This is a genomic window from Sphaerimonospora thailandensis (assembly GCF_016863115.1).
GTDB classification, from domain to species: Bacteria; Actinomycetota; Actinomycetes; order Streptosporangiales; family Streptosporangiaceae; genus Sphaerimonospora; species Sphaerimonospora cavernae.
Genome location: NZ_BOOG01000007.1, coordinates 161090 through 175284 on the forward strand (window position 1 = coordinate 161090; position 14195 = coordinate 175284).

Consider the following 14195-nt stretch of genomic DNA (forward strand, 5'->3'; position numbering starts at 1 on the left):
GCCTCTTACGGTAACGTCACCTGACATGCCCCTCCTCGCCTCGATTCCCAGCCCCTCGCAGGGGGTCTGGAATCTCGGACCCATACCGATCCGGGCCTACGCGCTGTGCATCGTGCTCGGCGTCATCGTCGCCGTCTGGATCGGGGAACGCCGGTGGCGCGCCCGCGGTGGCGCGCCCGGCGCCATCACCGACCTCGCCGTGTGGGCGGTGCCGTTCGGACTCGTGGGCGGACGTCTCTACCACGTCATCACCGACTGGCAGATCTACTTCGGATCCGAAGCGCCCAAGCGGCCGATCGACGCCCTGTTCATCTGGGAGGGCGGCCTCGGCATCTGGGGCGCGATCGCCCTCGGCGGGCTCGGTGTGTGGATCGCCTGCCGCCGTCGCGGCATGTCGTTCTCCGCCGTCGCCGACACCGTGGCCCCCGGCATCGCCGTCGCCCAGGGAATCGGCCGGCTGGGCAACTACTTCAACCAGGAACTGTTCGGCGGACCGACCGACCTGCCGTGGGGGCTGGAGATCGATCCGGGCCGTCCCGGGACGGTGCCCGGTGTGGCCACCTATCACCCCGCGTTCCTCTACGAGTTGCTGTGGGACCTCGCGCTCGCGGGGGTGCTGGTGCTGGTGGGCCGGCGGTTCGCCCTGCGGTACGGCCGCCTGTTCGCGCTGTACGTCGCCGGCTACACGCTGGGCAGGTTCTGGATCGAGGGACTGCGGGTGGACCCCGCACACGAGATCCTCGGCCTGCGGCTGAACCAGTGGACCTCGGTGGTCGTCTTCGTCGCGGCCATCGCGTACTTCTGGCTGGCCCGGCGCCGGAGCGGCGAGGAGCCCCTGGGGGTGACCGAGATCGCCGAGGGGCCCGCGGACGGGTCCACCGCCGACCCTCCCGCCGACTCCGGAGACTCCGCCGACCAGGACGTCGCCGACCAGGACGTCGCCGGCACGGCGGGAAGCGATGCCGAACCGGACAGGACGGAGCCGGGGGACGGCGCGGGCGGCCGGGTGTCCACGACGGCGGATGGCGAGGCCGGTAAGCGATGATGACCGAAGCCGGCGTGGGGGCGCGGGCCGAGGTGCACCACCAGCACCGTGACGTGACCGGAGGCTGGTTACGTCCCGCGGTCTTCGGCGCGATGGACGGTCTGGTCTCCAACTTCGCCCTCATCGCGGGTGTGGCCGGCGGCACCGCCGACACCAAGATCGTCGCGTTGGCCGGTGTGGCCGGACTGGCCGCGGGGGCGTTCTCCATGGCCGGCGGCGAATACGTGTCGGTGGCCAGCCAGCGGGAGCTGGCTCTGGCCGAGCTGGACGTCGAACGCCGGGAGCTGGAGCGGCATCCCGAGGCCGAGGAGGACGAGCTCGCGCTGCACTACCAGGCGCGCGGCGTGGACCCGGAGACGGCCAGGGAGGTCGCCAGGCAGATCTCCCGTGACCCGGAGCAGGCGCTGGCGGTGCACGCCCGGGCCGAGCTGGGCATCGACCCGCACGACCTGCCCTCACCGGTCCTCGCCGCGGTCTCCTCGTTCCTCGCGTTCGCCGGGGGCGCGCTGATCCCGCTCCTGCCGTACCTGCTGGGTGTCCACGGCCTGTGGATCCCGGCCGCCGTCTCGATGGCGGCGCTGTTCGGCGCCGGGGTGCTGGTCTCCCGCGTGACCGCACGGAGCTGGTGGTTCAGCGGGCTGCGCCAGCTCGTCGTCGGCGGCGTCGCGGCAGCCCTCACCTGGGGGCTCGGCACGCTCATCGGGGCCGCCGCCCTATGACGAAGCGTAAGCGCCGGTCGTCCGCGCCGGCGGAGCGGTGGGGCCTCCTCGCGGAACTGGGGCTCACCGTCGGACAGCAGCGGATGGTGCTCTGGGGTGGTTTCGTCGTGGGGGTGCTGTTCGCGGCGCTGCTGCTCACCCTGATGATCGACAAAGTGGCCGGCGGTGAGAGCCTGCCGGTCCGGGGAGCGGGAAGCCTCCTGGGCGAGGGGCGGCCGGAGAGCTACCAGGCATGGCCGTCTCCCAAGGAGTTCCGGCCGATCGCGGACCGGCAGGCCGACACCGCGCCGCTCACCACGAAAGAGGTCTTCGGCGCGCGTACGCTCACGGCCGGCAAGGTCACCCTGAAAAGGGTGGCGAGCCAGGCGGACCCCGGCTGCTCGGGCACGGTCTGGGGTGGCGACCTGACCGATCTGCTGGCCAAGTCCGGCTGCAGGCAGGCCGTCCGCGGTCTCTATCGGAGCGCTGACGGCGCCTACGTGGCCCAGTACACGCTGCTCGATCTGGCCGACGTGCGTGCGGCCAACGGAGTGGTCGACGAACTGGAGTCGATGCATCTGGGCGGCTGGACGCTGCCGCTGGAGCAGGGCCGGCAGGCCTTCCAGGGATACAGCGAGGCGAGCGGCCACGCGATGGGGCACTACGCGGGTCTGGTGTGGGTCGCCAGAGCCGACGGCGCCGAGCCGGGGGAACGCGACGACTTCGTCATGCTCGGCCTGGCCGTACGGGGCGTGGAGAAGGCGCTCTATCGACGGATCGTCGCCGTCGCCGGGCTGCCCTCGGAGGCGCCGGGCCCAGGCTCGGCCGACGACAGGCCCCAGCCGCCCGAGCCCACCCCCACCGACCCGCCACCCCAATAACCCCGTGATCTTTGCCTAGCCCAGATGAGCGGCGGCCTCCAGCGTGTGGGAGACGGCGGCGGGGAGGGCGGCGACGCGGTGCAGCGGCGCCTCCAGGAGGGTGAGGTCGGCGGCCCAGGGGGCGGCCTCCTCGATCACGGTCCTGGCCTGCCTCTTGGTGAGCGAGGTGGCGCCCGTCAGCGCCTCCCGCCACACATTGGCGATCTTGCCGTGCGCGCTGTCCATGATCCGCCGGATGATCGCGTCGGCGCCGCCCGCCGCAGGCGCGAGCCGTACGGCGTCGAGCACGTGCGCGTCGCCGCTGAGGCGTCGGGTGGTGAGGCCGTAGACGGGGGCGAGCAGCGCGGCGAGTGCGGGCCGGTCGTCCGGCGCGTGGGCGAGCAGCACTCGCACGTGCCGCGCCCTGGTCGCGAGCAGCAGGCGGGGCAGCGCCGCCTCCAGCCCGGCCGGCACGGCGATCGCCACCCGCTCGGGATCGGCGGCGTACGGCTTGGCCAGCAGCGTGGCGAGCCTCGTCCGGGGCGTCGCGAGGTCGCGCGGCCAGGCCCCGGCGAGCAGGCCCGGCTCGAACCCGTCCAGTGCCGCGGCGGCTCGCTCGGCGTCGTCCAGTTGTCCCGGCGCCGACTCGACGGCCTGGGGTCCCTGGGTGTAGATCGCGGTGGCGGTGTGATCCGCGGCCCGGTCGGTCAGCGCGGCGACGGCGGGCCAGGTCTTGGTGGTGGCCCTCAGGACGTAGAGATCCGCGGCACTGCCGATGGCTTCCGCCCCGTAATACCGGTTGAAATCCGGAAATAACGCTTCGTTTAGCAGATTTAGGGCAAGCAATGCCTTCTGCACTTTGAGTGCGAGCATGGGCGTCCGCTCGGACGCGCCGTACGCCACCAGAATCCTGCCCTGCTCGCGATCGCGCAGCCCCTCGGCGGCCCGCGCGGCGAACAGTCCGATGCCCTCGGGCGTGTACGGCGGGTCGGTGATCGCCAGATCGGCCCAGCCGCGCAGCGACGGCGGCAGGCCGAGTCGCAGGTCGGCCCACCGGGTGCGGACGCCGAGCGCCTGCTCGTCGAGGTAGCCGAGGATCCGGTCGTCGATGTCGGCCACCGCGACCTCCACCTCGGGGTGGAGCATCCGTACCGCCAGGGAGGTCAGGTCGTGGTCGCCGACACAGAGCAGGCGGGCCCCGGGCAGCCAGAACCGCTCGCCGAGCAGGAGCGCGCGGCGCAGCACGGTCTCGGCGGTCGCGGAGACGTGGTCGAGCACGTGCCGTCCCCGGGGGGCCTTGGCGATCAACGTTTCCAGGCGTTCCAGGATGTCGCCATGTCGTTCCCTTAAGACCTCTATAGGCCAGTAGTCCGAAATGTCGCCAGATGTGGATGTATGATATTCTTTAAGTGAATTCACCGGATTGATACGGAAACGGTCGCCGCTGTGCTCGAGGGGGAGCGCACGCAGCAGCGTCTCGACCGTACGCCGCGACGTCGCGGTCTCCCGGACCAGATCGGCCAGGGTCCACCAGCGTCTGCCGGCCAGAAGCGCGACCGCCCTGCGGAGGCGGCGGCTGTCCACACCCGCCTTTGTCATCAGGTCGTCCAGCGCCTCGAATCCCGCCATGCGGCAACTGTATCCGGGACGTCGCGAGTCGACGTTTCGCGAGTCGGCCTGGAAGGAATCTTCAAGTCGCGTGACCCTGAGGTGGCCGCCGGAAAACCGTGCGGTAGCCTCAACGCACTTTCACAACCGCAGCAGGGCCAACGTCGTCCCTCTGTTCCAGCAGAAGCAGACGACGGGAGTGACAACATGCCTGCTGCACGCCTCGGCTTCCCGAAGCCACAGGGGCTCTACGACCCGGCCAACGAGCATGACGCCTGTGGCGTCGCCATGGTGGCCGACGTGGCCGGCCGCCGCAGCCACGACATCGTCGCCAAGGCGCTGACCGCACTGCGCAACCTCGACCACCGCGGAGCCAGCGGCAGTGAGCCCGACACCGGCGACGGTGCGGGCATCCTCACCCAGATCCCCGACGCGTTCTTCCGCGAGGTCCTCGCCGATCTGGGGTGGCACGGCGAACTGCCGCCCGAAGGCGGCTACGCCGCCGGCACGGCGTTCCTGCCGGCGGACGAGCCGGCACGCGCGGCGGCGGTCCGGCTGATCGAGGAGATCGCGGCCGAAGAGGGCGTCACCGTCCTCGGCTGGCGCGACCTCCCGGTCGACGCCGCGCTCCCCGGCGCCGGGGCCCGCGCGGTCATGCCGTTCTTCCGCCAGCTGTTCGTCACCTCGCCGGGCGGCGAGACCGGCCTCGATCTGGACCGTGCCGTCTACCCCTTCCGCAAGCGGGCCGAGCACGAGGCCGGCGTCTACTTCGCCTCGCTGTCCAGCCGGACCGTCGTCTACAAGGGGATGCTGACCTCTCCCCAGGTCGAGCGGTTCTTCCCCGACCTGTCCGACCCGCGGTACGTCAGCGCGATCGCCCTCGTGCACTCGCGCTTCTCCACCAACACCTTCCCGTCCTGGCCGCTCGCCCACCCCTACCGGTACGTCGCGCACAACGGTGAGATCAACACCGTCCGCGGCAACCGCAACTGGATGCGCGCCAGGGAGGCCATGCTCGCCACCGGCCTCATCTCCGGTGATCTGGGGCGGCTGTTCCCGATCTGCGACCCCGACGGCTCCGACACCGCGTCGTTCGACGCGGTGCTGGAACTGCTCCACCTGGGGGGCAGGTCGCTGCCGCACGCCGTGCTGATGATGATCCCCGAGGCGTGGGAGAACCACACCGCGATGGATCCGGCGCGCCGGGCGTTCTACGAGTTCCACGCCACCCTCATGGAGCCCTGGGACGGCCCGGCGTCGATCACCTTCTCCGACGGCAAGCTGGCCGGCGCGGTGCTCGACCGCAACGGCCTGCGGCCCGGCCGGTTCTGGGTGACCGAGGACGGCCTGGTCGTGCTCGCCTCCGAGGCCGGTGTGCTCCCGGACATCCCCCCGGAGACGGTGGTACGCAAGGGCCGCCTCCAGCCGGGCCGGATGTTCCTCGTCGACACCGCACGCGGCCGGATCGTCGAGGACGACGAGATCAAGGCCGAGCTCGCGGCGGCCGAGCCGTACGGCGACTGGCTGCACGCCGGACTGGTCCGCTTCGAGGAGCTGCCCGAGCGCGAGCACGCGAACCCCACCCGTGAGGCGCCGTTCGTCAATGAGACGCTCGCCGAGCGGCAGCAGACCTTCGGCTACACGGAGGAGGAGCTGCGGGTCCTGCTGTCCCCGATGGCGAGGACCGGCGCCGAGCCGATCGGCTCGATGGGCACCGACACCCCCGTCGCCGTGCTCAGCGAGCGGCCCAGACTGCTGTTCGACTACTTCAGCCAACTCTTCGCGCAGGTCACCAACCCGCCGCTGGACGCGATCCGCGAGGAGCTCGTCACCTCGCTGCAGTCCACCCTGGGTCCCGAGGGCAACCTGCTGGAGCCCGGCCCGGCCTCCTGCCGCCGCCTGGTGCTCCCGTATCCAGTGATCGACAACGACGAGCTCGCGAAGATCGTCCACATCAACGACGAGGGCTCGCTGCCCGGCTTCCGGCCGTACACCGTGTCCGGCCTGTTCGATGCCGGGCAGGCCCTGGCCGACAGGCTGGCGGAGATCCGCGCCGAGGTCTCCCGGGCGATCGCGGGCGGCGCGCGGATCATCGTGCTGTCCGACCGCGGGTCCTCCCGTGAGCGGGCGCCGATCCCGTCGCTGCTGCTCACCGGGGCGGTGCACCACCACCTCATCCGGGAGAAGACACGCACCCGGGTCGGCCTGGTCGTCGAGACCGGTGAGGCGCGCGAATGCCACCACATGGCCCTGCTCATCGGGTACGGCGCGAGCGCGGTCAACCCCTATCTCGCCATCGAGACCGTCGAGGACATGATCGCCACCGGCGCGCTCGGCCTGGACCCGCGCCGGGCCGTCCGCAACCTGATGAAGGCGTACGGCAAGGGCGTGTTGAAGATCATGTCCAAGATGGGGGTGTCCACGGTCGCCTCCTACACCGGGGCGCAGCTCTTCGAGGCGCTCGGCCTGGGCGCCGAGGTGATCGGCGAGTGCTTCACCGGCACCGCCTCCCGGCTCGGCGGCGTCGGCTTCGACGTCCTCGCGCAGGAGGCGCTGCTGCGGCACGCCCGGGCCTACCCGCGCACGGCGAACGCGGCGAACGCGGCGAACGGGCACCGGCGACGGGAGGTCGGCGGCGAGTACCAGTGGCGGCGCGAGGGCGAGCCGCACCTGTTCAACCCCGAGACGGTCTTCAAGCTGCAGCACTCCACCCGGACCAGGCAGTACGAGATCTTCAAGGAGTACACCTCGCTCGTCGACGAGAGATCCGAGCGGCTGATGACGTTGCGCGGCCTGTTCAGGCTGCGCCCGGCCGGCGAGCCCGTGCCGATCGAGGAGGTCGAGCCGGTCGAGTCGATCGTGAAGCGGTTCTCCACCGGCGCCATGTCGTACGGCTCGATCTCACGGGAGGCGCACGAGACCCTGGCCGTGGCCATGAACCGGCTCGGCGCCAGGTCGAACACCGGCGAGGGCGGTGAGGAGCCCGAGCGGCTGTACGACCCCGAGCGCAGGTCGGCGATCAAGCAGGTGGCCTCCGGCCGGTTCGGCGTGACCAGCGAATACCTGGTGAACGCCGACGACCTGCAGATCAAGATGGCGCAGGGGGCCAAGCCCGGCGAGGGCGGCCAGTTGCCCGGCCACAAGGTGTACCCGTGGATCGCCAGGACGCGGCACTCCACACCCGGCGTCGGCCTCATCTCGCCGCCGCCGCACCACGACATCTACTCGATCGAGGACCTGGCCCAGCTGATCCACGACCTCAAGAACGCCAACCCGCGCGCCCGCGTCCACGTGAAGCTGGTCGCCGAGGTCGGGGTCGGGACCGTCGCCGCCGGGGTCAGCAAGGCGCACGCCGACGTCGTGCTGATCTCCGGCCACGACGGCGGCACCGGCGCCTCGCCGCTGACCTCGATCAAGCACGCGGGCGCCCCCTGGGAGCTCGGCCTGGCCGAGACCCAGCAGACCCTGCTGCTGAACGGCCTGCGCGACCGCATCGTGGTGCAGGCCGACGGCCAGCTCAAGACCGGCCGCGACGTGATCATCGCGGCGCTCCTCGGCGCCGAGGAGTACGGCTTCGCCACCGCGCCGCTGGTCGTCTCCGGCTGCGTGATGATGCGGGTCTGCCACCTCGACACCTGCCCGGTCGGCGTGGCCACGCAGAACCCCGAGCTGCGCAGGCGGTTCAGCGGCAAGCCCGAGTTCGTGGTGAACTTCTTCGAGTTCGTCGCGCAGGAGGTGCGCGAATACCTCGCCCAGCTCGGCCACCGGTCGCTGGACGAGATCATCGGCCGAGCCGACCTGATCGACACCGCGGCGGCCGTCGACCACTGGAAGGCGGCGGGCCTCGACCTGTCGCCGATCCTGCACCGGCCCGAGCTCGCGGAAGGCACCCCGCTGTGCCGGGTCGCCGAGCAGGACCACGGCCTGGACAAGGCGCTGGACAACACACTGATCCAGCTCGCCGAGGGCGCTTTGGCCGGCGGCGATCGGGTCAGGCTGGAGCTGCCCGTCCGCAACGTCAACCGCACGGTCGGCACCATGCTCGGCCACGAGGTGACCAGGCGGTACGGCGGCGCAGGGCTGCCCGACGACACGATCGACGTGACGTTCACCGGGTCGGCGGGCAACTCGTTCGGCGCGTTCGCGCCCCGCGGCGTCACGCTGCGGCTCGTCGGCGACGCCAACGACTACCTCGGCAAGGGCCTGTCGGGCGGACGCCTGACCGTCCGGCCGCACCCCGGCGCGCCGTTCGCCGCCGAGACGCAGGTCATCGCCGGGAACGTCGGCCTGTACGGCGCCACCTCCGGCGAGGTGTTCGTCCGCGGCCTGATGGGCGAGCGGTTCTGCGTGCGCAACTCCGGCGCCACCGCGGTGGTGGAGGGCGTGGGCGACCACGGCTGCGAGTACATGACCGGCGGCCGGGCCGTCGTCCTCGGCCCGACCGGCCGCAACTTCGCGGCCGGCATGTCCGGCGGCGTGGCGTACGTCCTGGACCTGCGGCCCGAGCGGGTCAACCGCGAGATGGCCGAGCTGGAGACGCCGGACGAGAGCGACGCCGAGTTCCTGCGGCAGATCGTCGAGAAGCACTTCACGGAGACCGGTTCGACGGTCGCCGAGACGCTGCTCGCCGACTGGGACGCCGCCCTCGGCAGGTTCGCGAAGGTGATGCCGTCGGACTACAAGCGGGTCCTGCTCGCGCGGGCCGCCGCCGAGGCCGAGGGCCGGGACATCGACCAGGCCGTCATGGCTGCCGCACACGGATAAGGAGGGCACACACCGATGGCCGACCCGAAGGGTTTCCTGGCACACGGGCGCGAGCTGCCGGCCCGCCGCCCGGTCGACGTCCGCATCCGCGACTGGCGTGAGGTCTACGAGGACTTTCCCGCGGCCGCGCTGACCGCGCAGGCGTCCCGCTGCATGGACTGCGGCATCCCGTTCTGCCACAACGGCTGCCCGCTGGGGAACCTCATCCCCGAGTGGAACGATCTCGTCTACCGCGACGACTGGCGCGAGGCGGCCGAGCGGCTGCACGCCACCAACAACTTCCCGGAGTTCACCGGCCGGCTGTGCCCGGCTCCGTGCGAGGCGGCGTGCGTCCTCGGCATCGACTCCGACCCGGTCACGATCAAGCGGGTCGAGGTCGAGATCATCGACCGGGCCTTCGCCGAGGGCTGGGTCACCCCGCGGCCGCCGGTCGTGAAGACCGGCCGCCGGGTGGCGGTGGTGGGCTCGGGCCCGGCCGGTCTGGCCGCCGCCCAGCAGCTCACCCGCGCCGGGCACGACGTGGTGGTGTTCGAGCGGGCCGACCGCGTCGGCGGCCTGCTCCGCTACGGCATCCCCGAGTTCAAGCTGGAAAAGCGCCACCTCGACCGCCGTCTCGCGCAGATGGCGGCCGAGGGCACCCGGTTCCGCACCTCGGTCGACGTGGGAGTGGACGTCACCGCCGCGCGGCTCCGGGAGGAGTACGACGCCATCGTGCTCGCGGGCGGCGCCACGGCCTGGCGTGACCTGCCGGCGCCCGGGCGCGAGCTCGGAGGGATCCACCAGGCGATGGAGTACCTCCCGCCGGCCAACCGCGATCTGGACGCCTCGCCGATCTCCGCGTGCGGCAAGCACGTCGTGGTGATCGGAGGCGGCGACACCGGGGCCGACTGCGTCGGCACGGCGATCCGCCAGGGGGCCGCCTCGGTCACCCAGCTGGAGATCATGCCGGCGCCTCCGGCGTCCCGTACCGCCGGGCAGCCGTGGCCGACCTTCCCCATACTGTTCAAGATGGAGAGCGCGCACGAGGAGTTGGCGGCCGGCGGCGGCGAGCGGGTCTACGCCGTGTCCACCACCGAGTTCGTCGGCGACGCCGAAGGCGACGTCAGGGCGGTGCGCCTGGTCGGCGTCGAGGGCCCGGCCACCGGGTTCCGGCCGATCCCCGGCACCGAGCGGGAGATCCCGGCCGGGCTGGTCACGCTCGCCATGGGCTTCCTGGGCCCGGAGAAAGGGCCGCTGCTCACCGATCTGGCGGCGCTCACGCCGGGAGACTTCTTCGACGCGCGGGGTAATGTGGTCAGGGACGCCTCGTACGAAACCGCCGTCGAGGGCGTCTTCGTGGCGGGCGACATGGGCCGGGGGCAATCGTTGATCGTCTGGGCGATCGCGGAGGGCCGGTCGGCCGCCGCGGCCGTGGATCGGCGGCTCAGCGGTGGGACCGTGCTGTCCGCCCCGATCCCGCCGACGGCCCGTCCACTGGTTTAGCCCTAGAAAATAGGACATATTCAGGATCAGGCAGTCGGGGGGGTCCGGCTGCCTGAAGGGTGCCGGAGCCGAAACGGGGGGAATCGGTGAACGCGCGCAGACGCCTCGGTGGGATGGCCGTCTCGTTGACGCTGGTGGGCGCCGTCGGCGCGGCGGCCTGCGCTCCGTCTGACCAGGCGGATCGCATGGCGGGCGCGGCCCAGCCCTCCGCCGGTCCGTCAAGCACGTCCAGCGCGTCGGAGTCCGGCCCGGCCACCCAGGCCCGCCGATACCTGGTGTTCTACGCGGGCGGCGGCAAGGACGCCGCGACCCGCGCCGTGACGGCCGCCGGAGGCACCGTCGAGGGCCAGGACGACCGGCTCGGCTATCTGGTGGTGCGCACCGGCTCACCGGAGCGGATCGGGGCCGATCCGGCCGTCGTCGGCGTCTCACTCGACCGGCCCATCGGCAGGGTCTCCGACGTTCCGGCTGCGGCGCCGGCCGCGCGTTCCGCCGCGCGTTCCGCCGCGCGGCGGCCGGGCACGGGGGAGCCGCTGGCGGGCCGCCAGTGGGACATGAAGATGATGGGCGCCACCGCCGACGGGTCGTACGGCAAGGCCAAGGGCAGCCACAAGGTGCTGGTGGGCATCATCGACACCGGCGTCGACGGCAACCACCCAGACATCGCCCCGAACTTCAACCGCGAGCTCAGCCGCAACTTCGTCATGGACGAGCCGAACGACCCGAACGGCAAGAAGCTCGACGGCCCGTGCGAACATCAGGGCTGCAAGGACCCGGCCGACGCGGACGACGACGGGCACGGCACGCACGTCGCCAGCACCATCGGCTCGCCGCTCAACGGCATCGGTATCGGCGGGGTCGCCCCCGACGTGTCACTGGTCAACCTGAGGGCGGGCACCGACTCGGGCTTCTTCTTCCTCAAGCCGACCATGGACGCCCTGGCGTACGCCGGGGACGTGGGCATCGACGTCGTCAACATGAGCTTCTACGTCGACCCGTGGGCGTTCAACTGCGCGAACAATCCGCAGGACTCGCCGGCTGAGCGCCTGGACCAGAAGGGCATCATCGAGGGCATGCGCCGGGCGGTCGCCTACGCCCGTTCGCGAAACGTGACGCTGATCACGGCGATCGGCAACAGCGGCACCGACCTCGGCAAGCCGCAGTCGGACGCGGGCAGCCCCAACTACCCCCTGGACAAGCAGCGCAACCGCAAGGTCGACAACACCTGCCTCAACGTCCCGGCAGAGCTCGACGGCGTCATCTCGGTCACGGCGGTCGGGCCGAGCGGCCGCAAGTCCGGCTTCTCCGACTACGGAATCGAGCAGGCCGACATCGCCGCGCCCGGCGGCGACCTGTTCGACGGCGGCACCGAGCTCAAGGGCGCGCGACGGGAGATCCTGGCCGCCGCCCCCGAAAGCGCGCTGCGGGCCAAGGGCTCGATCGGCAAGGACGGCCGGCCGAAGGACGCGTCCGTGATCCGCGACTGTCAGGGCGGCAAGTGCGCCTACTACCAGTACCTGGAGGGCACCTCGATGGCCGCCCCGCACGCCACCGGAGTGGCCGCGATCATCATCGGCCGGTTCGGCAAGCCGGGCAAGGGCGGGCTCCAGATGGACCCGGCGCAGGTCGAGAGGCTGCTGTACGCCTCGGCCGTACAGCAGGCATGCCCGTCACCCCGGACCTACAAGTACGGCCCGGACGACACGCAGGTCTGCGAGGGGGACACCGCCAAGAACGGGTTCTTCGGCCACGGCGTGGTCAACGCCGCCCGCGCCGCCACCATCACCCAGTGACAGCCCCCCACGCGTGATCTTGCGAATTCTCGCAGCGGGGGAGGGGTGGGTGGGAGTGGGGAAAGCCCGGTGGGGGAGGACGGGGAGGAGTAGCGTGGTCATTGCAAGATGTGATGACGCCGCGCCGCCATTGGGCCGCCATTGGGCCGCCGCCGGGCCGCCATCGGGCCGGATGGGTGAACTCCCTGGTGAAAGACCGTGAATACTCGGCGACGCCTGTGCCTGCTGTCACATGAAGTGGTCTGTACCAATTAGGGTAGTGCTTGTGAGTCGTCGAGCTAAGATCGTCTGTACCCTGGGCCCCGCATCCTCATCTCCCGAGCGCCTGCGCGAACTCATCCTCGCCGGCATGAATGTGGCCCGCTTCAACCTCTCACATGGCAGCCACGAGCTGCACAAGGAGGTTTTCGACCGGGTCAGGGCCGCCGCCGAGGAACTGGGACGCCCCGTCGGCGTCCTCGCCGACCTGCAGGGCCCCAAGATCCGCGTCGGCCGCTTCGCCTCCGGTCCGGTACGGCTCGGCTTCGGCGACGTCTTCACGATCACGACCGAGAGCGTGCCGGGGGACCGCGACATCGTCTCCACGACGTACGAGGGACTGCCCGGCGACGTCAGGCCCGGTGACACGGTGCTCGTCGACGACGGGCGCCTCAACCTGGAGGTGACCGCCGTGGACGGGCCGCGCGTGGTCACCCGAGTGATCATCGGTGGCATGATCTCCGACAACAAGGGCCTCAACCTTCCCGGGGTCGCCGTCAGCGCGCCCGCGCTCACCGAGAAGGACGAGACGGACCTGCGCTGGGCGCTGCGAACCGGGTTCGACCTGATCGCCCTGTCGTTCGTCCGGTCGCCGGACGACGCCCTGCTGGTCCAGAAGATCATGGATGAGGAGGGCGTCCGCCTGCCTCTCCTCGCCAAGATCGAGAAGCCGCAGGCCGTCGAGCACCTCGAGGAGATCGTCGACGCCTTCGACGGCGTCATGGTCGCGCGCGGCGACCTCGGTGTGGAGCTTCCGCTGGAACAGGTGCCGATCGTCCAGCGCCGGATCATCGAGCTGTGCCGTGAGAAGGCCCACCCGGTCATCGTGGCCACCCAGATGCTCGACTCGATGATGAACGCCCCGCGCCCGACCCGCGCCGAGGCCTCCGACGTCGCCTACGCCGTCATGGACGGCGCCGACGCGGTGATGCTGTCGGGTGAGACGTCGGTCGGCAACTACCCGGTCGACTCGGTGGCCACCATGCACCGCATCGCCATCGCAGCGGAGGGCACGACGCTGGAGGCCAAGCACACCCTGGAGCGCCTGCCGGAGACCACCGGCGGCGCGATCGCCCGCGCGGCCGCCGAGGTCGGCGCGATCGTCAAGGCCAAGGCCCTCGTGGCGTTCACCATGTCCGGTGAGACCGCCCGCCGCCTGGCCCGCTACCGCTCGCCGATCCCGCTGCTCGCGTTCACCTCCAACCCGCAGGTGTGCGGCCAGCTCGCACTGACGTGGGGCGTGGAGACCTTCGAGGTCCCGTTCGTGCACCACACCGACGACATGGTCCGCCAGGTCGAGGCGTCGCTGCTGTCGCTCGGCCGCTGCGAGAAGGGCGACAAGGTGGTGATCGTCGCCGGCTCCCCGCCCGGCACGCACGGATCCACCAACGCCCTGCGGGTCCACACCATCGGCTCGGCGGTCGCTCACCCCAGGTGAACACCATCAGGTAACTCCCAGGTAAACACCTGGTATACCGAGCGGCGGAGGAAAACCTCTTGATGGTCGTCGTCTCCTGATAAAGCATGGCAGTGCCGGTTGTCCGATCCTGTCCATGCATTCGGGGGACGCTACGGGACGATGCGCGAACAGCCCGGATCCAGACCCGACGCTCGCCGCCTCTCGTGGCGCTCACTGTGGCGGTTACGGTCCTATCTGCGACCGTACGCCCGAATCCTGACCGTCTCG

8 protein-coding genes are annotated in these 14195 nt (G+C 71.2%); 7 read left to right on the forward strand and 1 reads right to left on the reverse strand.

Annotation, left to right across the window (positions count from 1 at the left end; all coding sequences use genetic code 11):
• Positions 1-25: 25 nt before the first annotated feature.
• Genes lgt through Mth01_RS02705 form a run of 3 tightly spaced genes read left to right on the forward strand, consistent with a single transcriptional unit; the run spans position 26 to position 2624 of the window.
• Positions 26-1045 carry a prolipoprotein diacylglyceryl transferase gene (lgt, locus tag Mth01_RS02695; RefSeq protein ID WP_204010549.1) on the forward strand — a complete coding sequence of 340 codons (1020 nt, stop codon included), beginning with the start codon at positions 26-28 and terminating at the stop codon, positions 1043-1045.
• Positions 1042-1764 carry a VIT1/CCC1 transporter family protein gene (locus Mth01_RS02700; RefSeq protein ID WP_239089283.1) on the forward strand — a complete coding sequence of 241 codons (723 nt, stop codon included), beginning with the start codon at positions 1042-1044 and terminating at the stop codon, positions 1762-1764. Before lgt ends, Mth01_RS02700 begins: the two co-directional genes overlap by 4 nt.
• On the forward strand, positions 1761-2624 hold the full coding sequence (locus Mth01_RS02705; RefSeq protein WP_204010552.1) for a hypothetical protein: 864 nt from the start codon (positions 1761-1763) through the stop codon (positions 2622-2624). The genes Mth01_RS02700 and Mth01_RS02705 overlap by 4 nt, the downstream gene beginning before the upstream one ends.
• A 15-nt stretch (positions 2625-2639) precedes the next feature.
• On the opposite strand, the gene Mth01_RS02710 is transcribed toward Mth01_RS02705, so the two are convergent.
• The gene (locus Mth01_RS02710) at positions 2640-4232 is read right to left on the reverse strand and encodes a bis-aminopropyl spermidine synthase family protein (protein ID WP_204010554.1); all 1593 of its coding nucleotides are present in this window, start codon (positions 4230-4232) and stop codon (positions 2640-2642) included.
• 186 nt (positions 4233-4418) lie between these two features.
• Here Mth01_RS02710 and gltB point away from each other — a divergent pair, with 186 nt between their 5' ends.
• The 4 genes from gltB (at position 4419) to pyk (ending at position 13946) form a co-directional block, all read left to right on the forward strand.
• On the forward strand, positions 4419-8975 hold the full coding sequence (gene gltB, locus Mth01_RS02715; protein WP_204010556.1) for a glutamate synthase large subunit: 4557 nt from the start codon (positions 4419-4421) through the stop codon (positions 8973-8975).
• Positions 8976-8990: 15 nt separating this feature from the next.
• Positions 8991-10457: a glutamate synthase subunit beta gene (locus tag Mth01_RS02720; protein ID WP_204010558.1), complete on the forward strand. Its 1467-nt coding sequence runs from the start codon at positions 8991-8993 to the stop codon at positions 10455-10457.
• Between the two features lie 86 nt (positions 10458-10543).
• Positions 10544-12250, forward strand: coding sequence for a S8 family serine peptidase (locus Mth01_RS02725; protein ID WP_239089284.1), 1707 nt, complete (start codon positions 10544-10546; stop codon positions 12248-12250).
• Between the two features lie 265 nt (positions 12251-12515).
• Positions 12516-13946: a pyruvate kinase gene (pyk, locus tag Mth01_RS02730; protein ID WP_204010560.1), complete on the forward strand. Its 1431-nt coding sequence runs from the start codon at positions 12516-12518 to the stop codon at positions 13944-13946.
• The last annotated feature ends 249 nt before the right edge of the window (positions 13947-14195 follow it).